26 protein-coding genes are annotated in these 24537 nt (G+C 38.0%); 15 read left to right on the top strand and 11 right to left on the bottom strand.

What is annotated here, in order from left to right; genetic code table 11:
- Nucleotides 1-32: 32 nt before the first annotated feature.
- Nucleotides 33-1388, top strand: coding sequence for an aspartate aminotransferase family protein (locus AO843_RS05110; RefSeq protein WP_054610078.1), 1356 nt, complete (start codon nt 33-35; stop codon nt 1386-1388).
- Nucleotides 1389-1430: 42 nt separating this feature from the next.
- Here the strand turns inward: AO843_RS05110 and AO843_RS05105 are convergent, their stop codons facing one another.
- A complete protein-coding gene (locus AO843_RS05105) occupies nt 1431-1883 on the bottom strand; it encodes a MarR family winged helix-turn-helix transcriptional regulator (protein WP_054610077.1) in 453 nt (150 codons plus the stop codon).
- Nucleotides 1884-2005: 122 nt separating this feature from the next.
- Here AO843_RS05105 and AO843_RS05100 point away from each other — a divergent pair, with 122 nt between their 5' ends.
- Entirely contained in the window at nt 2006-2437 is a 432-nt protein-coding gene (locus AO843_RS05100) for a GNAT family N-acetyltransferase (RefSeq protein WP_054610076.1), read from the top strand.
- 225 nt (nt 2438-2662) lie between these two features.
- Here AO843_RS05100 and AO843_RS05095 read toward each other — a convergent pair whose 3' ends face one another.
- The 6 genes from AO843_RS05095 to AO843_RS05070 form a co-directional block, all read right to left on the bottom strand.
- A complete protein-coding gene (locus AO843_RS05095; RefSeq protein WP_054610075.1) occupies nt 2663-3052 on the bottom strand; it encodes an RDD family protein in 390 nt (129 codons plus the stop codon).
- Between the two features lie 45 nt (nt 3053-3097).
- Nucleotides 3098-4051 carry a carbohydrate kinase family protein gene (locus AO843_RS05090; protein ID WP_054610074.1) on the bottom strand — a complete coding sequence of 318 codons (954 nt, stop codon included), beginning with the start codon at nt 4049-4051 and terminating at the stop codon, nt 3098-3100.
- Nucleotides 4051-4935: a DMT family transporter gene (locus AO843_RS05085; protein ID WP_054610073.1), complete on the bottom strand. Its 885-nt coding sequence runs from the start codon at nt 4933-4935 to the stop codon at nt 4051-4053. Before AO843_RS05085 ends, AO843_RS05090 begins: the two co-directional genes overlap by 1 nt.
- A gap of 106 nt (nt 4936-5041) precedes the next feature.
- Nucleotides 5042-6292 carry a glutamate-5-semialdehyde dehydrogenase gene (locus AO843_RS05080; protein ID WP_054610072.1) on the bottom strand — a complete coding sequence of 417 codons (1251 nt, stop codon included), beginning with the start codon at nt 6290-6292 and terminating at the stop codon, nt 5042-5044.
- A 12-nt stretch (nt 6293-6304) separates the two neighbouring features.
- Nucleotides 6305-7399, bottom strand: coding sequence for a glutamate 5-kinase (gene proB, locus AO843_RS05075; protein WP_054610071.1), 1095 nt, complete (start codon nt 7397-7399; stop codon nt 6305-6307).
- A gap of 384 nt (nt 7400-7783) precedes the next feature.
- Complete coding sequence (locus AO843_RS05070) at nt 7784-8167, bottom strand: hypothetical protein (RefSeq protein ID WP_054610070.1); 384 nt, start codon at nt 8165-8167, stop codon at nt 7784-7786.
- Nucleotides 8168-8381: 214 nt separating this feature from the next.
- Between AO843_RS05070 and AO843_RS05065 the strand changes: the two genes are divergently transcribed.
- Together AO843_RS05065 and AO843_RS05060 are read left to right on the top strand one after the other, a co-directional pair.
- Nucleotides 8382-9005 carry a LysE family translocator gene (locus AO843_RS05065; RefSeq protein WP_054610069.1) on the top strand — a complete coding sequence of 208 codons (624 nt, stop codon included), beginning with the start codon at nt 8382-8384 and terminating at the stop codon, nt 9003-9005.
- A gap of 11 nt (nt 9006-9016) precedes the next feature.
- Nucleotides 9017-9814, top strand: a complete 798-nt coding sequence (locus tag AO843_RS05060) for a DUF1835 domain-containing protein (protein WP_054610068.1) — start codon at nt 9017-9019, stop codon at nt 9812-9814.
- Between the two features lie 35 nt (nt 9815-9849).
- On the opposite strand, the gene AO843_RS05055 is transcribed toward AO843_RS05060, so the two are convergent.
- The gene (locus tag AO843_RS05055; RefSeq protein WP_054610067.1) at nt 9850-10755 is read right to left on the bottom strand and encodes a LysR family transcriptional regulator; all 906 of its coding nucleotides are present in this window, start codon (nt 10753-10755) and stop codon (nt 9850-9852) included.
- A 284-nt stretch (nt 10756-11039) separates the two neighbouring features.
- Between AO843_RS05055 and AO843_RS05050 the strand changes: the two genes are divergently transcribed.
- Both AO843_RS05050 and brnQ read left to right on the top strand, forming a co-directional pair.
- Entirely contained in the window at nt 11040-11792 is a 753-nt protein-coding gene (locus AO843_RS05050) for an alpha/beta hydrolase (RefSeq protein ID WP_054610066.1), read from the top strand.
- A 179-nt stretch (nt 11793-11971) separates the two neighbouring features.
- On the top strand, nt 11972-13312 hold the full coding sequence (brnQ, locus tag AO843_RS05045; RefSeq protein WP_054610065.1) for a branched-chain amino acid transport system II carrier protein: 1341 nt from the start codon (nt 11972-11974) through the stop codon (nt 13310-13312).
- A 50-nt stretch (nt 13313-13362) separates the two neighbouring features.
- Here the strand turns inward: brnQ and AO843_RS05040 are convergent, their stop codons facing one another.
- On the bottom strand, nt 13363-14121 hold the full coding sequence (locus AO843_RS05040) for an SDR family oxidoreductase (RefSeq protein WP_054610064.1): 759 nt from the start codon (nt 14119-14121) through the stop codon (nt 13363-13365).
- 154 nt (nt 14122-14275) lie between these two features.
- On the opposite strand from AO843_RS05040, the gene AO843_RS05035 reads away from it, so the two are divergent.
- Nucleotides 14276-14857 (top strand): TetR/AcrR family transcriptional regulator, encoded by a 582-nt coding sequence (locus tag AO843_RS05035; RefSeq protein WP_054610063.1) that lies wholly within the window; start codon nt 14276-14278, stop codon nt 14855-14857.
- Nucleotides 14858-15035: 178 nt separating this feature from the next.
- Here the strand turns inward: AO843_RS05035 and AO843_RS05030 are convergent, their stop codons facing one another.
- Both AO843_RS05030 and AO843_RS05025 read right to left on the bottom strand, forming a co-directional pair.
- Nucleotides 15036-16217 (bottom strand): YhgE/Pip domain-containing protein, encoded by a 1182-nt coding sequence (locus AO843_RS05030; protein WP_054610062.1) that lies wholly within the window; start codon nt 16215-16217, stop codon nt 15036-15038.
- 58 nt (nt 16218-16275) lie between these two features.
- Complete coding sequence (locus tag AO843_RS05025; RefSeq protein WP_197278873.1) at nt 16276-16875, bottom strand: TetR/AcrR family transcriptional regulator; 600 nt, start codon at nt 16873-16875, stop codon at nt 16276-16278.
- Between the two features lie 166 nt (nt 16876-17041).
- On the opposite strand from AO843_RS05025, the gene AO843_RS05020 reads away from it, so the two are divergent.
- From AO843_RS05020 to rarD, 8 genes are all read left to right on the top strand, one after another.
- On the top strand, nt 17042-17356 hold the full coding sequence (locus tag AO843_RS05020; protein ID WP_054610060.1) for a PadR family transcriptional regulator: 315 nt from the start codon (nt 17042-17044) through the stop codon (nt 17354-17356).
- Between the two features lies 1 nt (nt 17357).
- Nucleotides 17358-17894, top strand: coding sequence for a DUF2812 domain-containing protein (locus AO843_RS05015; protein WP_054610059.1), 537 nt, complete (start codon nt 17358-17360; stop codon nt 17892-17894).
- Nucleotides 17895-17971: 77 nt separating this feature from the next.
- Nucleotides 17972-18502, top strand: a complete 531-nt coding sequence (locus AO843_RS05010) for a DUF2812 domain-containing protein (RefSeq protein WP_054610058.1) — start codon at nt 17972-17974, stop codon at nt 18500-18502.
- A 13-nt stretch (nt 18503-18515) separates the two neighbouring features.
- Nucleotides 18516-19421 carry an ABC transporter ATP-binding protein gene (locus AO843_RS05005; protein WP_054610057.1) on the top strand — a complete coding sequence of 302 codons (906 nt, stop codon included), beginning with the start codon at nt 18516-18518 and terminating at the stop codon, nt 19419-19421.
- On the top strand, nt 19405-20649 hold the full coding sequence (locus tag AO843_RS05000) for an ABC transporter permease (protein ID WP_082389392.1): 1245 nt from the start codon (nt 19405-19407) through the stop codon (nt 20647-20649). The genes AO843_RS05005 and AO843_RS05000 overlap by 17 nt, the downstream gene beginning before the upstream one ends.
- A gap of 225 nt (nt 20650-20874) precedes the next feature.
- Complete coding sequence (locus AO843_RS04995) at nt 20875-22044, top strand: toxic anion resistance protein (protein ID WP_054610055.1); 1170 nt, start codon at nt 20875-20877, stop codon at nt 22042-22044.
- Between the two features lie 192 nt (nt 22045-22236).
- Entirely contained in the window at nt 22237-22779 is a 543-nt protein-coding gene (locus tag AO843_RS04990; RefSeq protein ID WP_054610054.1) for a hypothetical protein, read from the top strand.
- A gap of 127 nt (nt 22780-22906) precedes the next feature.
- Nucleotides 22907-23815 (top strand): EamA family transporter RarD, encoded by a 909-nt coding sequence (gene rarD / locus AO843_RS04985; RefSeq protein WP_054610053.1) that lies wholly within the window; start codon nt 22907-22909, stop codon nt 23813-23815.
- The last annotated feature ends 722 nt before the right edge of the window (nt 23816-24537 follow it).

Here is a 24537-nt window from a genome sequence, read left to right as displayed (position 1 = left end):
GGCACCTATGATACACGATTGGAGGTCATGATATGGAACGAAACGATCAGTTCACACATACCTTACAGCAAAAAGATCGTGAAAATGTTTGGCATCACATGTCCGTTTATAACGAAAATACACCAGCCATTATTGAACAGGGAGAAGGGGCATGGATTACAGACAGTTTAGGCAATCGATTTTTAGATGGCATGTCAGGCTTATGGGCCGTCAATGTAGGCTATGGGCGTGAGCGCCTTGCCAAGGTTGCTTATGAGCAATTGAAGAAGCTATGCTATGCACCTTTAACACAAAGTCATGAGCCTGCTATTAGACTAGCTGAAAAGATCAACAGCTTACTAGAGGATGACTATATGATGTTTTATTCGAATAGTGGTTCTGATGCAAATGAAGTAGCCTTCAAGTTAATACGTCAATTCCATCAACAAAACGGGGAAGGGACTCGCTATAAAATGATTGCTCGTTATCGTGCCTACCATGGTAGTTCGCTTGGGGCACTGGCTGCTACAGGACAAGCATCACGTAAATATAAATATGAACCATTGACACCTGGCTTCCTGCACGTTTCCCCACCTGATCCTTATCGTCGTCCAAAAGGTCAATCGATTGAAACGTATAATATAGCAAGAGCGCGTGAAATCGAGGAAAAAATTATTTGGGAGCAAAAAGAAACAATCGCAGCAGTTATTATGGAGCCACTGATAACAGGTGGTGGTGTCTTGATTCCACATCAAACGTATGTTCAAGAAGTCGAGCGCATTTGTAAAAAATATGGAGTATTGCTGATTATTGATGAAGTTATTTGCGGCTTCGGGCGGACAGGCAAATTATTTGGTCATCAGCATTTCGGCATACGTCCAGATGTCATCACAATGGCAAAAGGACTCACAAGTGCCTATCTACCATTATCAATTACAGCTGTCAGAAAAGATATTTATGAAAAATTTAAAGTGACAGACGGCTATAGTCATTTTCGTCATATCAATACGTTTGGTGGCAACCCCGCAGCCTGTGCAGTGGCATTAGAAAATATTAAGATCATTGAGGAAGAGGGACTTGTACAACGTGCGAAAGATTTGGGCATTCAATTACTCCATGATTTACAAGACTTATTAGAGTTACCCTTTGTTGGTGATATTCGAGGACTTGGGTTGCTAGTTGGCATTGAGCTTGTTGAAGATAAAGCATCGCAAAGACCTGCAAAAGCAGAGCGTGTGGCCAACATCATAGCTGATTGTAAAGCGAATGGCTTAATTGTTGGGAAAAATGGCGATACAGTGGAGGGCTACGATAATATCATTACGTTAAGTCCGCCACTTTGCTGTACCGATGAAGATCTTGAGTTTATGGTAGCTGTTTTAAAAAGAGTATTTACAGCCAATGTTTAATACGAGGCGATTCCAGCGATGTGGAAACACTAGGAATCGCCTTTAATATTGTCGCTTATGTCCCTTTTTCACAGTTTCCCAGTCGATTTCAATGTTTTGCAAGACTCGCGTGAGTAAATAGTGAATGCTGTCGATTTCTTCGCTAGAAAATCCATCAAGTGCTCGTTCATTGGAGTATTGGCCCTCACGTTTTAAAAATGGATAGATGTCTAAGCTTTTGGTTGTTGGAAAAAGTAATTTATTTTTCTTATTCCCTTGCTCACTACGTTTTTCAATAAAACCTTTTGTCTCTAATTTTTGAATGGCCCGAGAAGCAGTTGTGCGATCCACCTTCAATAGCTCTGCCACTTTTTCTTGGATGATACCAGGATTTTCACAAATACGGATGACATATAAATATTGTCCCTTCGTCAAATCCAATTCTTTAAATTCGATATTACTAATCGAGTCTAATGCCCGTGCTATCGCACCTATTTCACGTAAGATTTCTTTCATTTACTATCCTCCTGAGATTTTTATTGTATTTGCAATAAAAATCGTTCTATACTAATACTATCATCTTCGAACGAAAATTGCACAAGAAGATGACGATTTAGGAGAAATTAGGAGGAGTTTTCATGAGCATAAAAAAAGTAACAACTGAAACAGAATTACAAACAGCGTTTGATTTTAGACGTAAAGTTTTTATTGAAGAGCAACAAGTACCTGAGGTAGAAGAGTTTGATGAATTTGATGCACTAGATGCACCATGTGATCATATTCTTGTGTATCATAAGGAGCAGCCAGTAGGAACAGGCAGACTTCGAGTTGTCGAGGGCTATGGCAAACTTGAGCGCATTTGTATATTGGAAGAGTACCGTAAGTTTGGACTTGGTAAAGAAATTATTATTGGCTTAGAAGAAATTGCCCGAAACAATGGGCTCACAAAAGCTAAATTAAATGCTCAATCGTATGCAGAGGGTTTTTATGAAAAATTAGGCTATAAGCGTGAAGGCGAAGAATTTATGGATTGCGGCATTCCACATATTTTAATGAAAAAATATTGGTAGGGACCCTTCGGAACAAGCGATTTTACCGAAGAAAATTCAGCGATGTACACCTAAAGATTAAAAGGCTCCTCCTAAATTTGGAGGAGCCTTTTTCATTTTTGACTATAATGTAGTGATAGTATGATTATGGCGCATATGGTCCTTGGTACTTCATTGCCAATGGCTGCTGTTAATTGTTGAACGGCTATCTCATGTGGGGCTAAGTTCAGGGTAGTTTGGACAGCCTTATTTTTCTTTGACAACGGTGCCAGCAAAGTTATCATGCGGAAGGCGTTGTCCATGTTGTTGTACAAAGGCTTGACGACTTTTAAGATAGTCAAACATACTCAGTGTATCGCGATACACCATACGTTTTACGATTTGGCCGTCAGATAATGGACGTCCATCTTCATTTTCCAATGTAAGCCCCATCGCTTTGTAACCAAGGGTTTGTCCTTTTTTTCGAAGCTGAGCATATTCTAATGTCCATAACACAACTGTTGGTGTAACCAGTGCGTGAACAGCCTCGTTTTTTACTTTTTTTCGCAGGAAATATTCAACACCCAATGTAAAGGCCGTTGAAATAGCTGCATCCATTAAAAAAGCGGCTGTCCGTTTTTTTGTGATTGATACCATGGTAGTCCTCCTCTATCAATACTAGTTTTTAATGTTTGGATAGATTTATGGTAGTTCATTTTGTGCAAAATAGGAGGGGATTGCCCCATGTTTCGTCGTCGACAGGCCTGCGTAGCGGTTAGCGAATGTTAAAAGGGAAACCGCATGCTGTTCACAATAAGTTACTATGTTGTTAACGGCTAGTTGATGTTGGAGGAATTGACGTAAAATGGCCCCAATAAAAGCATCCCCAGCCCCTGTAGTATCGACTGTTTGTACTTTGTCAGCAGCTACCTTGATATGATGTTTCTTTGTATATAATGTAGCGCCTTCTGCTCCATGTGTAATGATAATCGTCGCGATATGTCCCTGGAATAACGTCTGTACGGCTGTCAATTCTTCTTCAATGGCTGTTAAAAATAACAATTCCTCCTTAGAAAGCTTAACAATATGAGCTTTTGGTAAAAAGGCTAGAATCGTTTCTCGACATATGGACTCATCCTGCCATAAAGGCATGCGCACATTCGGATCAAAAGAGACGATGCTCCCTGCTTGATGTGCCTGCTCAATAAAAGCTAGATGGGCATACTTCATCGGGCTTTCCACAAGATTAACAGAACAAAAATGAATGATATCCTTGTCGGTTAATAGCTGTGGGGGGAGATATTCTTGTTTGTACAATAAGTCTGCAGCATGACGACGATAAAATTGAAAATCACGCTCTCCTGTTTCAGAGAGCGCTACAAAAGCAAGGCTTGTTTCTCCCTCAGTGGTTTCACGAATATATTGTGTATCTACACCTGCTTGCTGCAAAGTTTTCTTGAGAAAATCACCAAATGCATCCTGACCTACTTGTGTTAGGATTGCCGCTTGTTGACCAAGCTTGGCACATACTACTGCGACATTCGCAGGCGCGCCACCAGCATGTTTTGTAAAGTGTTCAATATTGGCTAGGGCACCATGCTGCTGTGTTGGCGTAAAATCAATTAAAAGTTCGCCTATTGTAAAGAGTTTGCCCATTATGATACCTCCTGGGAAAGCCGTTTTTTCTTCGGCGTATAGATCGTATAGAAAATACCACCGAAAATTAATAGAATACCCAATGTTTGCATAAAGTTTGGCATAAAATCAAGCAGCAGCATATCAAGTAAAATCGCGACAACAGGGTCGACGAAAACTAATACTGACACTAGAATCGTAGAAAGACTGCGAATACTATCAAAAAATAAATAGTAAACAAATCCAGTATGAATAAAACCTGTGCCTAAAATATAGAACCAATTGGTTGTAGTTAAACCTTCAAAGAGTGAGAAATCAACGAAGGGCAATAGCATCAAGATGCCAACTGTTGTTTGAATATAGGTTAAAGCGTAGGAACTAAGCTTTGTAATGGTCTTGCTTGTCAGCATAGTAAGGGCATAAAACACTGCTGATAGTAAGGCCCAAATAAATCCTGATTGCATAAACTCTGAGAAAGACACAAAGTTTTGGAGACCTATGATAAAAATACTACCGATAAAGCAAGTAATGGTAGCCACGAGTGCCTGAATGGTCATTTTTTCTTTTAAAAAGAGGGCACCTAAAATTAGGACAAAAATAGGTGCTAAGTTATAAATAGAAATTGCAATCGAGATCGACATTTCTTCGAAGGCTTTAAATAAAAATACCCAGTTTAATACGATGAAGACGCCACAAATAATTGTTTGGAAAATCTCCTTCTTCTCCCAAACCTCTGTTTTATGTCCACCTGTGATCAGCCACATTCCTCCTAGAAAAAGGGTTGCGCAAATACATCTAATAAAGACGAGCTCTGTAGCAGGAACACCAGTATGAACGGTAAAAAAGCCGATGGAACCAAAAAGCGCCATCGATACGGTCAGTTTAATAATGGCTGAAATGTTCATGCGAAACCTTCTTTCTATTTTTTACTGAATCCGCCATGTATGCAAAATCTGGAAAGAAAGCTAGGCGCATAATGCCCACCAGCTTTCTTTTTGCCATTGCTTGTCACTATTCACGAATTTGTCCATTGCCATGAATGAAAAATTTTGTTGATGTTAATGCAGGTAAGCCCATTGGACCCCTCGCATGTAGCTTTTGCGTACTAATGCCAATTTCTGCTCCATAGCCAAATTCAAAACCATCCGTGAAGCGGGTAGAGGCATTATGATAAACCGCAGCTGCATCGACACTGTTTAGAAACGTTTCGGCCACCAATCGATCTTCCGTAATAATGGCTTCAGAATGATTTGTCCCAAAATGATGAATATGATCGATTGCCTCATAAACATTTTCTACTAATTTAACGCTTATTTTTAAATCGAGGTACTCTGTTGCGTAGTCATCCTCTGTCGCTAGAGAGGCTGTCGGAAATGCTTGGCATACAAGCTCGTCACCAATGATGGTAACACCTGCTTTATGGAGTGATGATAACAGCTGAGTGCCATATGTTTTAAACCAAACAGGGTGAATTAGTAAGCTTTCTGCAGCATTACAAACAGACGGACGCTGTGTTTTGGCATTCAAACAAATTTTTTCTGCTTTTATGTAATCCGCCATTTGGTCCACATAAATATGACAGTTGCCTGCACCCGTTTCTAATACAGGGACAGATGCTTCTTGAACGACTAAGTCAATAAGAGCCTTACCACCACGAGGTATTAACACATCCAAGTAGTCATTTAAATGAAATAATTCTTTAGCTGTTTCACGGCTCGTATCCTCGATTAATTGTACAGCATCTGTCGGTAAGGATGATTTCGCCAGTGCTCGATGAATACTTGCTACAAGGGCGATATTTGAAAACTTAGCGGATGAGCTACCTCGCAAAATCACTGCATTGCCTGTTTTTAGGGAGAGCGTCGCGGCATCAATCGTAACATTTGGACGTGCCTCATAAATCATCCCAATGACGCCAAGTGGTACAATGCGTTTTTCAATGAGTAAGCCATTATCTTTATCTATACGTTCGACGACTGTACCAACTGGGTCCTTGAGTGATACAAGTAAGTGAATGGCATCAGCCATGGCTGCTATACGTTCCTCATTTAGCATGATACGATCTAATGTAGAGGCCGTCATGCCTTGTTGTTCTCCATTTGCAAGGTCTTTGGCGTTTTCAACCATGATGTCTTGTTGATCAATCAATAGCTGTTCTGCAATTTTAGTGAGAGCATCATTTTTCTCGCAAGTCGTTTTAATATTTAATATATAACTAGCAGCCTTGGCACGTTTGCCCTTTTCTTGAATTTCACTTGTCATGTTCATTCCTCCTTAATTAGTTTGAATTTTCAACCATTTATTCCTGTGAATTACCTCGATAGGGCATTTCGATAATGTATCAGTCCGCTTGCCCATAGCGGAAACTAATTCTTGTGACGAGTACAGCACTTCACCACGACCTAGTAAACCTTGTTCACTATAGACTTCTACAACATCACCGTTGTTAAAATCACCTTCAACCTGAAAGACACCAGCAGGTAACAAGCTTTTACCATTGACCATAAGTGCTTGTTCAGCACCACTATCTATAAAAATTTTACCAGATACTTCCGTAAGTGCAATCCACTGTTTATGATGCTTTAACACCGCCAGTTCATCATCTCCAACATAGGTTCCATCGCCACGCCCTGCTAAAATATCGACAAGCTTTTGAGCACCATGGCCTGTTCCGATAAAAACTTTGACACCTGCATGTATGGCTGTACGTGCCGCCAATAGCTTCGATGCCATGCCACCTGTACCAACCTTTGACCCTGTACCATCTGCAAAGCTTAACAGGTCATCAGTGATGGACGTTAAACGATCAATGCGCTCAGCGTGAGGGTTTTTGCTAGGATTAGCGTTATATAAGCCATTAATATCCGTTAAAATGATAAGTTGGTCTGCATGAACAAGACCACTAACAAGAGCGGATAGCATATCATTATCACCAAAGGTTAACTCACTTATGGACACGGTATCATTTTCATTAATAATAGGTAGCATCGAGCGTTCAAGTAATTCCTCAAATGTAGCATAGGCATTTTTATAGCACTCTTTTTTAGAAAAATCAGTACGAGTCAGTAAAATCTGAGCAGGCATAATATCATAGATACTAAATAATGCACTGTACGTTTGAATAAGTAAGCTTTGCCCGACAGCTGCTGCAGCCTGCTTACCCTTCACCGTAACAGGACGAGCTGGGTAGCCAAGTTGTTTAAAACCTGCTGCTACTGCGCCTGATGACACAAGTAATACTTCATGTCCTTTTTTCTTCAACTCCGCGATTGCCTGAACATGATCCATTAAGCGAACTTTATCGATTTCGCCTTTTGAATTAGTTAAAGAGCTACTCCCAATCTTGACGACAATTCTTTTTTTCTCCACCACACTACCTCCAGTTGTCATAATAAAAACCTTTTCATCCTAAAAAATTAGGACGAAAAGGTTTGCTTTCCGTGGTACCACCTACATTGAATATCATGCGACATTCCACTTACCTCATAACGCTGGAGACTGCGCCTAGTTTAGCTAGGACGAATGACGAAGTAGGTTCATTAGTCTTTCTTGCACAATGCCTTGCAGCCGATGGACATCGCTCTCTTCTCAAGTAGTTGCTAATTACTGGTCTTCGTTCGTTTTCTCATCATAAAGTTTTTCAACTATTCACTAAAGAATGCACTACTTCTAAAAGCCTGTCAAGCTGATTAGAAAAATTACTTGAAAGTTTTGATAAATTAAGAAAAAAAGATAGTAAGGGAATAAATTATATTATTTAAACCACCAGATGGCGATGAAAAGAGGGAGCATTGCCAATATAATCACAAAGAAACTCCATATCACTTGTTTTACAGCGGACATGTTTTTTGGTTTGATGCTCATTTGTTCATAAAGCTGGTTAATGGCGCGTTGTTCCCTCGAATAAAGCATAGCTTGAAACTCCTCATAATCCTGAATATAGCTAGATGGAGGACGTGGACTAAAGCGTAACTTTCGAATAGAGTCAGTAATATCTTTGTCATCCATCCAATAGGTGATAACAGGTGCTAAGCCTGAATTTTGTGAAGCTTTTACCTGAATGTCATGGGATTTCATTTTATAGTAAACCTGACCGTGCTCGTCTTCATACTGCGAAACAATATCACTAACTGCCACTAACAATCACCTCTTATTGAAATCGTCTATTTTATCATGAGTTTCTTCTATTGTAATGTATTAAGGGAGAAAAGTATTGTTTAAACGAGCATTTATTGTGAAACGAATGTTCATGAAAAATTTTTAATAAAGTCATAAACTTACATCTAAAGAAAACAACGTCATGTAGTATAATGTAAATAGTTTGTTAAAAGAGGTGAAGGAAGGGACATTATTGGAGATTTCAACGATATTCGCTTTTTTAGGAGCAGCGATTATTTTAACCATTATGCCAGGGCCTGATAATTTGTTTGTGCTTGCACAAAGCATTACACAAGATAAAAGGGCAGGTATCGCCACATCGCTTGGATTGTGTACGGGATTACTTGTTCATATTAGCGCTGCAGTGTTAGGTATCTCTGCAATTATCTATCAATCTACCATTATATTTACAATCGTCAAATTTGCAGGAGCTGCCTATTTATTATATTTAGCATGGCAATCATTTCATGCTAAAGGAGATCCATTTACATTGCAACAGCAAAATATGCAAGCGTATCTTACATTATATAAAAAAGGAATTTTAATGAATATTTTAAATCCAAAAGTATCTTTATTTTTCCTTGCGTTGTTACCACAGTTCGTCAATCCATCACATGGACATGTTGCGTTTCAAATGCTTATTTTGGGTATAGTATTCTTAGTACAAGCATTCATGTTATTTTTATTATTTAGTATATTTGCAGGGAAGGTTAGATCCATTATTATCGGTAAACCTGCGATTGCTAAGCGATTAAATATGGTTCAAGGTATCCTCTTTACATTTATCGGGATACAAATTGCCATTAGCAAACAGTAGGAGGAATTCACATGGCTATTTTACATATTACCTTTAGCTTAGCAACCCAAGGTTCCATGAAGCTTGCAATACGTCAACATCAGTTGCAGCGAAATGAGTCTGCTTTAAGTGTCTATGATCATTTCTCTATTGGACCTCTTAATAGCTTAGAAGAGCGCAAAGGATGGTTAAACACGCATATTTTTAAGGACAATGAAGATCAGCAATTGTATGTAGATATGTATGAAAGTTGGAAGAAGAAAATCGCCGATTTACCATGTGATGTAGATGTTTGGGTTTGGTATAGTCAAAACACTCATGAACAAATTGGTCTGCGCTATGTCATGAGTGAGTTTATTCATAAATGTAGTATGGTATATGGGATTGATGCAACAGATGGTCTAAAGCAAATTCAACCACATATAGATATTCGTCATACAGGAGAACTTTCCTCAGAGATGCTCATGAAGCTTCGTTCTAATGCAAAACGATTTTCTGTTCAGGAATGTCAGCAACTTGCCAAAGAATGGGAAGAGCTCAAAGATCATACAAGTAAACTTCGATTGTGGAAAGAGGGCATTGTGCATGAAGAGGTAGATGCATTGGATTCTCTCATCCTCGACTGTGCAAAGGATATGCATGCACAACGCGATGAAGAATGGCTTTTACTGATGCATATGATTAGTACCATAAGTGGCGCCTTGGATGATTATATTAGTAATGAATTCATTGTCAACCGTTTAATGACTTTGATTGAGCAAGGTTCCTTTAAGATGGCAGGGGATTTAACGGATATCCATTCCTGTCGTGTGAAATGTATCAAAGCATAATAAAAGCGGTAGGCTGCATAACGCAACCTGCCGCTTTAGCTTTCTTGAGAGGGAGGAGAAATTTTTCTTTCATAAAAATCAAAGACAAATTGTTGGAATTGGCGTGCTGATGGTGACAAATAGCGATTGTCAATCCATGCCATACCAATAATGCGTTCACAAACCATATCCTCAACATGGATTTTGACGATTTTTTTCGGATTTAAATCCTCATCATCTGGTAGCAAGGACACACCAAGTCCTGCACCAACAAAACCTGCAATGGTAGATACCTCGTCACCTTCATAAGAAATTTTAGGCTTTATGCCCGCAGCATTTAACAAGCGATCTGCAGAGCGACGGAGCGCGTATCCTTTTTTCATTAGCACAAAGTTTTCATGCTCCAATTCTTTCATCTTTATGCTCTTGCGGTGGGCAAGTGGATGGTCAATTGGTACCATAATAAATAGCTCATCGCGCCATAGTTCCTTCCAACTAACGGGAGGCTCTGTATCAATCGCAGCTAGTAGGCACAGGTCTAACTCTCCAGCCAGCAATTGTTTTAACTGTGAATGCGAGTAATTTTGTGTGAAATGTAAACGGATATGAGGGTGCTTCTGACGAAAAGCACGAATCAAGTCTGGTACAATGCTAGTCCCAAGAGTATGTAAAAAACCGAGTGACACATCCCCTAGCTCCGGATTATTAAGCTCTTGTAATTCCAAGACAGCTTTTTCATATTCTTTACGCATTCGTTGCACACGATATAAAAATAATTCACCATAGCGATTGAGCATGATAGAACGCCCCTGCCTATCAAAAAGAGGTACACCTAATTCTTCTTCCAGTTTTGAAATTGAACGGCTCAGCGCTGGCTGTGAAATTGCTAATGCTTCAGCAGCACGTGTCATATGTTCTAACTTTGCAACGGTTACAAAATACTCTAATTGTTGCCATTCCATTTTTTCACCTCTAATCTCGTTATTTTTAAGTTAACTGCATTATAACGAGAAACAGACAGGAAGTATAGGTGGCAAAATATTTTTAAAAGGACGTTGCCTTTAATTAGAAGAATGGAAAAGTTAAGTAGCAGAAAGTGTGATAGTACAGGTGTTAAGTTGACATCATTCATGCATGAAACACATTGATTTGATAAAAACTATAAATTGTACATTATGAATAAAGGGTGTTAAGATAGACACATAAAATACACAATTAATAATTTCCGTGAAGGGGATATCCTAAAATGAAGTTTACAAAGCCACAACCTCTAACAATTGAGGGAGGCAAAAAAGCCGTACTATTATTGCATGGATTCACAGGTAGCACAAAAGATGTGAAAAAGCTAGGAGAATTTTTATCTCAACGAGGTTATACCGTTCATGCACCAATTTATAGTGGGCACGGAGTAGAACCAGAAGCATTATTAGAAACAAAACCAGAAGACTGGTGGAACGATGTTGTAGAAGGATATAATTTCCTACAAAGCAAAGGCTATGAAGAAATCGCTGTTGTCGGGATTTCATTAGGTGGCGTCTTCTCACTAAAAGTTGCAGAGACGTTCCCAGTGAAGGCATGTGTAGCAATGTGTGCACCGATTACACGTGATAACTCAAAAGGCTTATTTACACGTTTGTACCACTATGCTCGTTTATATAAACATTTTGAAAATAAATCAAAAGATCAAATTATTTCAGAATTACATGAGTTACGTATTACTCCGAAAGATTCTTTAGATGGCGTAACACGTTTAACGACTGAAACACGTGATGAATTAGCAACAATTAAAGCTCCAACATTAGTATTACAAGGTTCATTAGACGATGAGCTTTATCAAGAAAGCGCACCTTTCATTTTAAATACTGTAGAAACTGATGACAAAGAAATCATTTGGTACGAAAATTCTGGTCATATTATTACGTTAGATAAAGAACGTGAAAAAGTATATGAAGATGTGTATAAATTTTTGGATCATATTGAGTGGTCAGTTGCAAACTAAGAAGGAGCTGTCAGCGGACAGCTCTTTTTTTTATGCTCTACTTTGTAGCATTCATAATGTTATTTGAAAAAACTATTGTAATTATAATAAATGCTTGATAACATGATTGAATTGTAATGAAAAATCATTCGATTAAAATAATTTGCTATAGTCAAAAACTTCTAAGGAGCACATCAATTATGCAACAAAAAATACCTTTCTCAACCTATGCAGTCATCGGCACAATGTTATTCGGGCTGTATTTTGGAGCAGGGAACCTTATCTTTCCAATCCAGATGGGTCAACTAGCAGGGACCAATTTTTGGTTTGGATTAATCGGATTTTTAGTCACAGCAATCGGACTACCATTCCTTGGGATTTTAGCGATTGGTTTATCAGGTAGTAACGGCTTACGCGATTTAGCGAGTCGTGTTCATCCTGTCTTTGGTATTGTCTTTTCATTAGTCCTTTACTTAACGATTGGTCCATTTTTTGCCATTCCACGTACAGCAACCGTACCATTTGTAGTGGGCTTTGAACCATATATCCAAGCACAACATGTTACCTTACTACTTGCCGTTTTTAGCTTTGTTTTTTTCGCTATCGTTTTTTATTTCTCCTTAAATCCAGCGAAAATTATGGATTACATTGGTAAATATTTAACACCAGCCTTTTTAATGATGTTATTCATTTTAATTATTACAAGTATCGTAAAGCCGATGGGGGATTTCCAGCAACCAATGGGCGATTATATAGATGCGGCCTTCATAACAGGCTTTAAAGAGGGCTATAATACGATGGATGCGTTAGCTTCACTTGCCTTCGGGATCGTTGTCATTCATGCCATTAAAAGTGCAGGCATATCAGATCGGAAGGAAATAGCAAAGGCGACATGGACATCAGGCATTTTTGCAATGGCACTAATGATGCTTATCTATGGTCTGATTACGTATATGGGAGCTTCCAGTACTACAGCTGTTGGCACTTTTGATAATGGTGGTTTAATTTTTGCCGCAGTGGCAGACCACTATTTTGGTTCATTTGGCGCCATTTTATTGGCCGTTATTATTGTTCTCGCTTGTTTAAAGACAAGTATCGGCTTAATCACTTCATGTAGTGAATTTTTCCACGAAGTGTTTCCAAAGGTTAGCTATAAATGGTTTGTGTTCTTAATGTGTGTTGTGTCCTTTGTGATTGCTAACTTCGGATTAAACAATATCATACAATTTGCCATCCCTGTTCTTATGTTCTTATATCCACTGGCGATTGTATTAATTTTACTAGCCCTTTGCTCATCGTTCTTTCGCAATAAGCAAACGGTGTATGCCATCGCGATGATTTTCACATTTTTCATTAGCTTGATAGACGGCTATAAAGCCTTAGTTGAAAGTGTACCTGAAGCGAAGTTAAGTGTGTTAGATGCTTTGGAGAAGCTTTATTCAACAATTTTGCCTTTTTATGATATAGGGTTAGGATGGATATTGCCAGCGGTTCTTGGAGCATTTCTTGGCACCCTACTTCCATCTAAAAAAGTACTGTAATTAAAAGATAGCACGCACAGATATTAATCACAGTGCGTGCTATTTCTATTTTAATAAGCTGTCCAGCCACCATCCACAGCAATGACTTGCCCGTTCACAAAACTTGCTTCGTCAGAGCCAAGGAAAATAGCTAATTGAGCGATTTCTTCTGGTTGACCAGCACGTGGATTAATCGATAAACCAAGTGCTTGTCGTGCTGCACCTGTTTGGCTCATATTTGTCATGGAGGAGGCAATATTCGTCATAACTGCCCCTGGTGCAATACCATTACAGCGAATATTTTTATCGGCATACATAAAGGCTGTATTCTTTGTTAACCCAACAACAGCATGTTTCGAAGCTGTATACGCAGCTCCAGCTCGTGCACCATATAAGCCACCAGCAGAAATATTATTAACAAAGACACCATGCCCTTGTGCCAGGAAAATTTCTGTTGCCATACGCATTGAACGCATTACTGCTGTAGTATTAACTGCAAATACTTTATCCCAACGTTCATCGGAAATTTCACCAACTGGTTCCATGCCATCCATGATACCTGCATTATTGACTAAAATATCTAATTGTCCATAGTTACTTTTTGTTTCATCAAATAAACGTTGCAAGTCTTCTGTTGATGCGACATTTGTTTGAATAGCAAACGCTGTACCTCCAGCCGCTTGAATGCCTTCTACAACAGCTTGGGCACCCTCTAAATTTAAGTCTGAAACGACAACCTTAGCACCTTCTTTTGCATAACCTTCTGCAATAGCTTTCCCCATGCCTGAAGCTGCACCTGTCACAATAGCTACTTTACCTTCTAATCTCATCTCAAAGACCTCCTCATACTATTTTAGTTAGATATTGAACATCTGTTCATTAAAATCATATAATAAATTTGAAAGCGATTTCAATATGCAAAATATCTGGATGTGTTGAGTAATCAACACTTTTGGAAAAACTGTTTATAAGGAGCTGAAAAAATTGCGCACGACAGACTTACGAATTATTAAAACAAAGCAAGCCTTGCATGCAGCCTTATTGACGCTGCTTAGTCAAAAGCCATTGGAGCAAATATCCATTGCTGAAATATGTAGAGAGGCTAAGGTGAATAGGGGAACTTTTTATTTGCATTACGAGCAAAAAGAGGGGCTCTTTGAAGAATACTTTCAAGAGATTATGGAGGATTTATATCAGTCCTATGAAGAGCCTTATCGTGCTGTGACAACGTTGGATACTCATCAACTAGATCCGAACACTATTCGTATTTTCCACCATATTGAACGCTTTAAAATGTTTTATCGTATTGTATTTTCTAAAAACGTCCCATTGACGTATTACTACATGCTGTTTGATGGGATTTACGCATTGTTAAAGCGGGATATCACAACGCATCACGAACATCAAATGGCTGAACAGATTTCGATTGATTATTATAGTGCCTATCAAGCAAACGCGATTATCGGGCTCATCATCCAATGGTATCGAGGTGATTTTAGCGACAGCGTGAGTATTTTAAATCAGCAATTAGCTGCGATTTTGAAAAATGTTCGAGGTGATGGATAGAACGTTTGAAGTGGCGGATGGAGCGGCAAAAGTGACGGATAGAGAGGTGAAAGTGACGGATAAAACGCCTTAAGTGACGGATAGAGCAGAAATCGATGGATAAAACGCTCAAACTGCTGGATAGCCCCCACCCCGTCCATCTACCAAAAGAACAGAGCGAGGGGCTATATAATTACCACTAACTAGATGATAGAGCGGGTGTGGGCTTCATTGCCATGACCACTGTAGCGATTGCCATAGTGACAAGGATAATGATGCCTAAGGAGCTACTATTTTGTAGTAAATTATCGGCACTTCCTCCAAAAATAATGGTGTAATAGCCATCAGCACCGTAAGTAGCGGGTAGCATGGCAGCTACTTGCTTGTAACCTTCAGATAGCATGGTTTTGGGAACGAGCACACCTGAGGTTACTAATTGGAGCGATAGGGCACAAATGTTGAAGACCATGCCCGTATTTCCAAAGAGAATAACGAAAACTTGTGCAAGGCAAAGGAAAGCTAGGAACATCACGGATTGGAAGAAATAGATAGATAGAAAGCTTTCATTGCTTGAAATATTAAATAGATGCATTAAACCGATTGTAAGAAATGGTAGAGTAAGGGCGACTCCAACATTGAGCAGCTGTCGTGCTAAAAACAATTGCCACTTGGAAAGACTACTTTGCACCATTTGGGCGGCTTGATGGTGTTGCATAATCATCACCATCGCACCTACAAAGGAGGAGATGATGACCATAAGTGGGACAAAATTTGCCGCAAATCCCTTCACATCATTCGTTTTAATAATGGTAGCATCGACTGCGTGATCTTTAACTGTCATCACGGTTGTTTTGACAGAAGCGTTTATTTGCTGTGAGGTATTTTGCTCAAATGGAAGCTGGGCAAATTGCTGGGAAAAAACCTCAATCGCCTGATTTTGTTGTAATGGGTAGAGCATTTGATTTATTTCTTCTGTTAATTGCTTTGCTACACCTTCCATCATGTTTTTCGCAACACTTGCATTGGCCTGATTAATCGCGTAAATGATTTCAGCTTCTTTTCCAGTCTGAAGTTGATTAGTAAAATTAGCTGGTATTTGCATAATCATATTAATTTGACGTTCATTGAGTGCTTGTTCTGCTTGCTTCATAGACGAATATTCTTTTAACGTAAATGGAATGTTGTCCTTCATATCCTTCGCAATTTGTTGCCCCATTCCCGTGTCTTCCGAAATAAAGCCGATAGATAATTGATCTGCTCGTTCATTGACACCGTCATAGGCTGTCATCCAGATTGTAAAGAAAATTAATTGAAAGGCAATGGCAGCAACAATGCCAATATATGTTTCACGAACTCGCAATAAAGTTTGTAAACCTCTCATTTCTAATCACCTCTTTAATAAAGTAAGTACTTACTTGCATTGAAAGGAGAAATTTTTTCTAGGAAACGAGTCCCCTAGAAAAAATAGCAACACTTGTCTGTAATAGTTCTTCGGTTGGTATGTCAGACACCATGGTACCAAGGCGTGCACGTGACATAAAATGACCAAAATTAAGGGCAATAAGCGATAACGCTGTAGCTTCAACATTAACCTCTCTAATTTTCCCTCGGTGTTGCATTTCTTGAAAGTACTGGCAGAGTTCCTTTTTGATCAGAAGAGGAATATTCGCAATTTCCTCACTTATTTCAGGAAACTGAATGGACTCCTTAAAGCCAATCATCACCAAGTCTTTAATCGACATTAAAAATTCAAAATGCTTTAAAGAGAAGTTATATAAATCTTTTTCTAAGTCCCACGTCACATTTTGATTGATCTCCTGTTGTAAAACGGGATAGTACGAAAATTGTTCAACTATGGCTTTCAAGAGGCCACGCTTGTTGCCAAAATGGCGGAAAAGGGTAACTTCATTGACGCCGGCTAATTCAGCAATAGTTTTCGTTGTGGCAGCAGTATAGCCCTTTTCACTAATCAATTGTAGAGCAGCTTCGATGATTCGTTCTGCGGTTCCCTTTGTTGTCAAAAATAAACTTCCTTTCATGCAAGTAATTACTTACATGCTAGCATAGTGCATGATTCTCTGCAACATAATCATTCGATTAAAGGGAATAATAGGTAACAAGAGCATTGACAACTATATCGACTGCTGATATATTTTAAATGTATCGGCTGACGATATATTGATGGACGATATAAAGGGGGATTGTATGACACAGGAGCATCCGCCGTTAACAGAAGGCGTTTATTATATTTTATTAGCTTTGTATGAGGCTAGACATGGTTATGGCATCATGCAATTAGTAGATGAAATGAGCAATGGGCGAGTACGCTTAGGCGCAGGAACCATTTATGGTGCCATTAAGACTTTGCTAGAACGAGGATGGATTGAGGCTCTTGATGACGATGGCAGAAAAAAAGAATATATTATTACCGAAACTGGAAAATCTGTCGTTGAATTTGAAATTTTGAGATTAAGGGAACTTTTTGACAATGGCATCCGTATAACGAAGGGAGTTGAATAATATGCATAGATATCGATTGATGATTAATCCGTATGCAATTGAGAATTGGGTTAATGACATGGCTTGTCAGGGCTGGCATTTGAAAAAATTCACTTGGATTCGATTTACGTTTGAACGTGGTGAACCGGCAAGCTATATTTATCGCCATGATGAAATGGAGCGATTTGATAAGCACTATGAAGAGGATTATCTCGAATTTCTCAAATCTTCTGGCATTGAACAAGTTGACCGCTCTGGTAATTTTGTTTTTTTTAGAAAAGCAGCAAAAGAAGGGCCATTTGAGCTGTATACTGATAAAAAAACAAAAATTGGAAACCTGTCAAAAAAGATGACTTTCTTGCTTTCTCTTATTCTACTTAATTTATTCATCGGCATAATCGGTTTGATTGGAGACTTTTCCGAACAAACGACGGACTGGGTAGGTTTCACACTGAATATGTTGAACCTAGTTGTTGTTATATTATTCTCTCTCCCATTATATAAGCTTATGCGTGTCCGCAATCGATTAAAGAGAGAATTAAATGTATTTTCGGATTAATGGAGCGGTCATTATTTTCCGGGAAATCAGAAAATAATGAAAAAGGAAGCTTAACTTCATTTTAGGAGTGAGATCAAATGAAAAAAAGAGTGTATCGTTTTTTTATTGATTATGAAAAAGAAGAACGGTGGGTCAATGAAATGGCGGATCGGGGGTGGAATTTAAAAAAGAATGTAGTAGGTTATTTTGTGTTTGAAAAAGGGACACCTGGTCAATATATTTATCGAAATGAATTTGTGAAAAGGAAATCAAAGGATTATTTTGAGTTTCTAGATACGATGAATATAGAATGTGTTTACAGATTTGGTGGCTGGGCGTATTACCGAAAACCAAAATCAGAAGGACCATTTGAATTATTTTCGGATACTACATCTAAAATTAGCTATTTAAAATCGATGAATCGTATTTTTATACTGTTGTTGCTATTAAATATAATGGCTGGTCTTTATAATCTTTCGATAGGAACTTGGGGACCATCTGTAAGATTATTAAACGCCAGTGTAGGATGTATGAATTTTATTGTATCCATAATGGCTTGTATCTCTATTATTAAAAATGAAAACCGTAAAAAAAGATTGAAAGAAAATTTACATATATTCGAAGGATAAGGAGGATAACAATATGACTTTACAGTTACAGCATGTCACGAAGAAGTACAAAGATTTTACGGCTGTGGATGATTTGAATTTTACGATTGAAAAGGGTGAAATTTTTGGTCTTATTGGTCAAAATGGTGCGGGGAAAACTACCACTTTCCGAATGATTTTAGATTTACAGGAGACAACGGCAGGTACAATTACATGGAATGGTCAGCCGGTTAATGCTATTAACCGAGATGTTCTAGGTTATTTACCAGAGGAACGTGGTATTTTCCCAACGATGAAGGTAGAGGAACAACTGTACTTTTTTGGTGAGTTACGTGGTATGAAAAGAGCGGAGCTGAAAAAAGAAATTGATTTTTGGATTCAACGTTTTGAGCTGGAAGAAAAGCGGAAAGACAAGGCCGAAACGTTGTCAAAAGGGAATCAACAAAAGGTACAGCTGATTGCAAGCTTTATCCATCAACCTGCATTTTTGATTTTGGATGAACCATTCAGTGGATTGGACCCCGTTAATAAGGACTTACTGAAGGATGCCATTCTACTTTTAAAGGAACAGGGCACAACAATTCTGTTCTCTAGCCATCAAATGGATAATGTTGAGGAGCTTTGTGATCATTTATGCTTATTAAAAAGAGGTGTTTCTTTATTTTCTGGTAGCTTACTAGATTTAAAGAAACAATATGGCAAAACAAAGCTGGCAGTTCGGACAGATTGGTCAACAACACAGCTATTGGGGTTAGAAGGCGTCAAAGATGTACGTGTAGAGAAGGAGCAAACGGTTCTTACGTTAGCAGATGAAAGCTTTGCGCAAAGTATTTTTGAGCAACTTTCCAATGGGAAGTATATTGAGAAATTCAGCTTGGATTATTTATCATTAGATGAAATCTTTAAAGATAAGGTAGGTGGCAATGTTGTCGAAGTTTAATTTATTAATGAAACAATTATATAAATCAAAAATTAAATCAAAATCCTTTATTTTAATGACATGTTTATATGTTCTGGTCATGTCTGTGGCTGTTTTCTGGTCTGAAATTAAAGAGCTTTTTACGGGTGATGATGAAGCGCAGCAAATTGCCATTGTCAATGAAACGTCTGCTGATTTAAGTGGTATTTTTGTATCCAATGGGGATATGGCATTTATCCAAGATGAAAAAGATAAATCGGCACTTGAAAAAAAAGTAAAAGACGGTAAATTAGAAGCCATTGTGACAATTAATGATCAGGATGGTCAGCTACAAGCGGAAATTGCAACGTTTACGCCACTGAAATTAAACGATCAATCGACATTATCATCCTTATTACAGTATGCTGGTCAGCATTATGCGGTACAGCAATTATCGTTATCACCTGAACAGGCTGCACATATTATGGCTGCTCAAACGACGATTTCGACTAAAAACTTAAACGAGGAATCAACAGGTGGAAAGAGTGAAGAAGAAAAGCAATCAGGGTTAGTTGTTTCCTATGCAGTTGGGATTTTAATTTATTTCTTTATCTCTACATTCCTATCGATGATTACGACTGAAATTGCCTCTGAAAAAGGTTCAAGAGCAATGGAAATGCTTTTAGTAAGTGTCAAACCAACTACTCATTTTAAAGCAAAAATCGCAGGCGTATTATTATTGGCGTTAACACAGATGGGCATTTTAGGTGCAGTATTCTTGTTCTATGCGAAATTTATCAAAGGCGGAATTGTATGGGATATGGCGGCTGACATTGTTAAGGAACTATCAGTTAGTTATGTCATCTATGCCATAGTTTTCTTATTGTTAACGGTTATCCTTTATCTTATCATTGGAGCATTATTCGGCTCATTAGTATCAAAAGTAGAAGAAGCGGGTCAAGTATTAATGCCTGCCATGATTATTACGATTATTGGTTTCTACGTAATGCTAACAGGGATGGGTAATCCAGATACGATTATCATTAAAATATTCTCTTATATCCCACTAACGTCAGGTATGATCATGCCAATGCGTATTGGTGCTACAGATATCGGAGGCATTGTGCCACTACTTTCATTAGGTATTTTAATAGCAACGATTGTTGTCGTGTATCTATTTAGTTTATCGTTCTATAAACGCAGTGTGCTGACATATAGCTCAGGCGGTGTGATTCAAAAAATTAAAACAGTATTAAAGGTAACAACTTAAGGTATGAGCAGCTACATCCATCATGTAGCTGCTTTTTTTGTTGTTTAATGCCAATGCTAGCAAACAATGTAAAGGAATTTACGGAATTAGTCGAATTTTGTTTAGAAAAAAGCTATAATTTAAAAAGAGAACACGAAATTGAATTTGTCTTTCTAACAGAATGAAACTTTTTTACAGGGTAAACGTAAGTAAAATAGTAGAGATAAATCGCAGGGGGTAATACGTATGTCTGAATTCAACAATGATCTTTTAAAATCCAAGGATCCATTCGCTACCGAAAATCCTTTATTACAGCCGAATCCACTTTCGCAACAAGAACCTGAACAAAAGCCCGTACTTGTGTCGGAGCAAGAGTTATCACAAATTGCACAAAATCAGCTGATGTTAAAGAAAGATCCAGAGGTTCATGCACTTGCACAACGAATTGATGTCAAAGATCAAATTGCCATGCTAGAGCTTGGTAAAGAAACAGCAAGTGGCATCTCCATGTTTTCAGATAAAATGCTAGCCACTATGAAAGCCAGTAAGCTAGAAGAATCAAGTGTCCTATTAAATAATCTGAATAAAATTATGGATAAATTTGATCCGCAAGATTTCTCGGAGGAGAAAAAAGGTGGTTTCATCTCCAAGCTCTTTAATAAAGGAAAAGAGCAATTGGAAAGATTCTTATCTAAATATGACAGCATGAACAAGGAAGTCGATGTCATTTACCGCGAAATTCAAAAATATGAAGGTGAAATGAAGCGTAATACCATCGACCTTGAAAATCTATATGACCAAAACTTAAATTACTTCCAGTCTTTAAGCAAATTTGTTGCTGCGATTGAAGTAAAGATAGAAGATGTTCGCTCATCATTACCAGCTCTTGAACAAAAAGCTCAAACAGGCGATCAATTAGCGGCAATGGAATATGAAACAATGCTACGAGCAGTGGAATTATTAGAGCAACGCCGCTATGATTTAGAAATGGCGCAGCAAGTATCATTCCAATCAGCACCTCAAATTCGCTTAATGCAGCAGGGGAATAACCATTTAATTGGAAAGATTAACTCTGCCTTTGTAACAACGATTCCAATTTTTAAACAAGGGTTGATTCATGCAGTCACATTGAAACGCCAAAAGCTGATTTCCGATTCTATGGTTGAGCTGGACCGTCGTACAAACGAAATGCTTGTGCGTAATGCTGAAAATATTAGTAAAAACAGTGTGAATATTGCACGTCAAGCTGGCAGCCCAAGCATTAAAATTGAAACAATTGAAACAACATGGCAAACGATTATGACTGGTATTCAAGAAACGAAGCAAATTCAAGCTGAGACAGCTAGAAATCGTGAAGAAGGTCGTAAACGTATCGAACGTTTGCAATTGGAATATGAGAAATTGAAAAAAATGTAAGTCTAAAAGCTTCTTGCAGTAATTTTTGCAAGAAGCTTTTTTATATTGTATGAGACAAATGATCTTTGACAAAAAGTGAAATACTGATTATGATAAATACAAATGAGAATGATTATCAAATGAAAAAGGAAGAGGATAGATGTTATACAAAGCAATACGATTACATGAAATGATTCGTGGAGGAGTGAAGTAATGACAAATAAAATAAAATCCTCTACATTTTCGTATGAGTCTTTCGAAGATGGGACGCTTGCTCTAAACACGACTGAAACTTTAATGCTTATTCCACAAAGCCGCTATTTAGAGTTATTGCATAAGGAAAAGATGTACAAAGTTCGGCATACAGATTTAGATAACAAGAAAAATGGTATTGAACAAGAACGAAAAATGTTAAAAAAACAAAATGTAGTGCTTACAGAAGACATGCAAAAATTAAAGCAACAAAACACAGTCCTTCTAAAAAAAGTGACGGAATATAATTGTGTGGTAGAGGAAATGAAGGTACTCCGCCAACAAAATACGGAGCTACTTATTGAACTAAGTAAATACACGGCATTGTCGAGGGAATCACTTACAGGTCCTCTGAAGTCGATGATCAGAAATATGCGTGAGCAAGGGGTTGGTATAAAGGAAATCCATATCCGCATCAAACGGCAAATCAATCCAGATATTAGCTATAGTACAGTGCGTAAATATATCTCTGAGCTAGAATCTGAGCAGAAAGATGGACGGTGAACAAGATGTCTAGAAATTTGGCATTTACAGCTGCCACTCAAAGCCCTATAATGAGTCTATTCTTTAACTAGTTTAAGATTATGTGAGATCGCAATTGATTTCACTAAGAGTAGGAGCGTTAATAGCAATGTCAAATGAGAAAAAAGGGGTTTTGGCGGCATTTTTTGCCTATGCCTTTTGGGGTGCCTTTCCTCTATATTGGAAACTACTTGAACATGTACCAAGTATGGAGATTTTATTATCCCGAGTGATTTGGTCATTTGTCTTTACTGTACTGGCTGTCATCGTATTTAGAATGCGGAAGGATCTCATTGCAGATTTGAAATATTTATGGTCACATCAAAAGCACTTCTGGCAGCTTGCGGGTGCATCCTTCGTCATTTCAATGAACTGGTACTTGTATATATGGGCAGTAACGCATAACCATTTAATTGAAACAAGCTTAGGCTACTATATAAATCCGCTATTGTCTGTTATCTTCGGCGTGATTTTCTTTAAGGAATCACTGAGTCGTGCACAATGGGTCGCGACAGGAATTGCTTTTGTGGCCGTTATTATTTTAACGATTAACTATGGATCTGTGCCATGGGTAGCACTGTTGATTGCAATATCATTTGCTATTTACGGCGTATTGAAAAAGAAAATTAAATTGGATGCCACAAGAGGATTAGCCATTGAAACATTATTGATCTTACCATTTGCTTTAGGCTATTATGTTTATTTATTTGCAACCCATCAAGCCTCGTTCTTACATGTTGACGTAAAAACAGATATTTTGATGATTTTCAGTGGTTTAGTAACAGCTGTGCCACTAATCTTATTTGCAAAAGGTGCACAAAATATTCCATTGTATTTATTAGGCTTTATTCAATATGTTTCACCAACTATTGTGTTGATTTTAGGTATCGTACTGTATAAGGAACCATTTAGTCAGATAGAGCTTTTAGCATTCAGCATTATTTGGGCGGCTTTACTACTATTCTCGGGTTCCAAAATCATTGAAACAAGAAAAGCCCATCATAAATCAGTTTCTTAAAAGACTTGTAGATTTTTCTACAGGTTTTTTTGTTGAAGATTTATGCTGATTTTGTAAGATATGCCGGTAAATTAGGAAAAAGAGGGGCTTAATTTTGGAGCGAGTTGTACTATTTATTTTAGGACTTGGCTTTATTGCCATTAGTATTAGGGACAACGCGAAGGTACATGAGGAAAGGGAGTGGGTTCAAGTGGCTCCATCTTTTGGGGTTTAATCGCATTAGTATTTGATAAAATGCCCTTTAGATAAACTAAAATGCTATTCTTGCTAATAGGAATTAGCTGCTGGATAGCTTGTTATTTTGCATAAAAATAATATGACATGGGGGCGTAAAGGTATCGATCATATTTGGCACCTTTACAATTTAGTCAGCATATAGTAAGATGATGTCAATAATTAGATAACAATGAAAACTAATGCGAGGTGCTTTTTGTGAGTGCGGTAGGTTCTAACTAGGTAAAAATTAAATGAAATAAATGATATGGCGACAGGGGACTTATGTTATCAACACACCCCTTATTTTGTCATGGATTTATTTCAAAAACCTATGTAGATACCTACAATACTTTATCAAGCGGTGCATCTATGGATGAAACTTCAGAAAATGAGGTTTTATTTGTAATACTTTTGACACTCGCCTTTTGAAGATAGAGCTGTGGGGATTCCTCACAGCTTTTTTATTTTGTTTAAAACATCATTGCTATCTAATATTGGGTAGGTAT

The sequence above is a fragment of the Lysinibacillus sp. ZYM-1 genome (genome assembly GCF_001308875.1).
Lineage (GTDB): Bacteria > Bacillota > Bacilli > Bacillales_A > Planococcaceae > Lysinibacillus.
The sequence above is the reverse complement of the archived record's forward strand: the minus strand, read 5'-3'. Positions and strand labels throughout refer to the sequence as shown.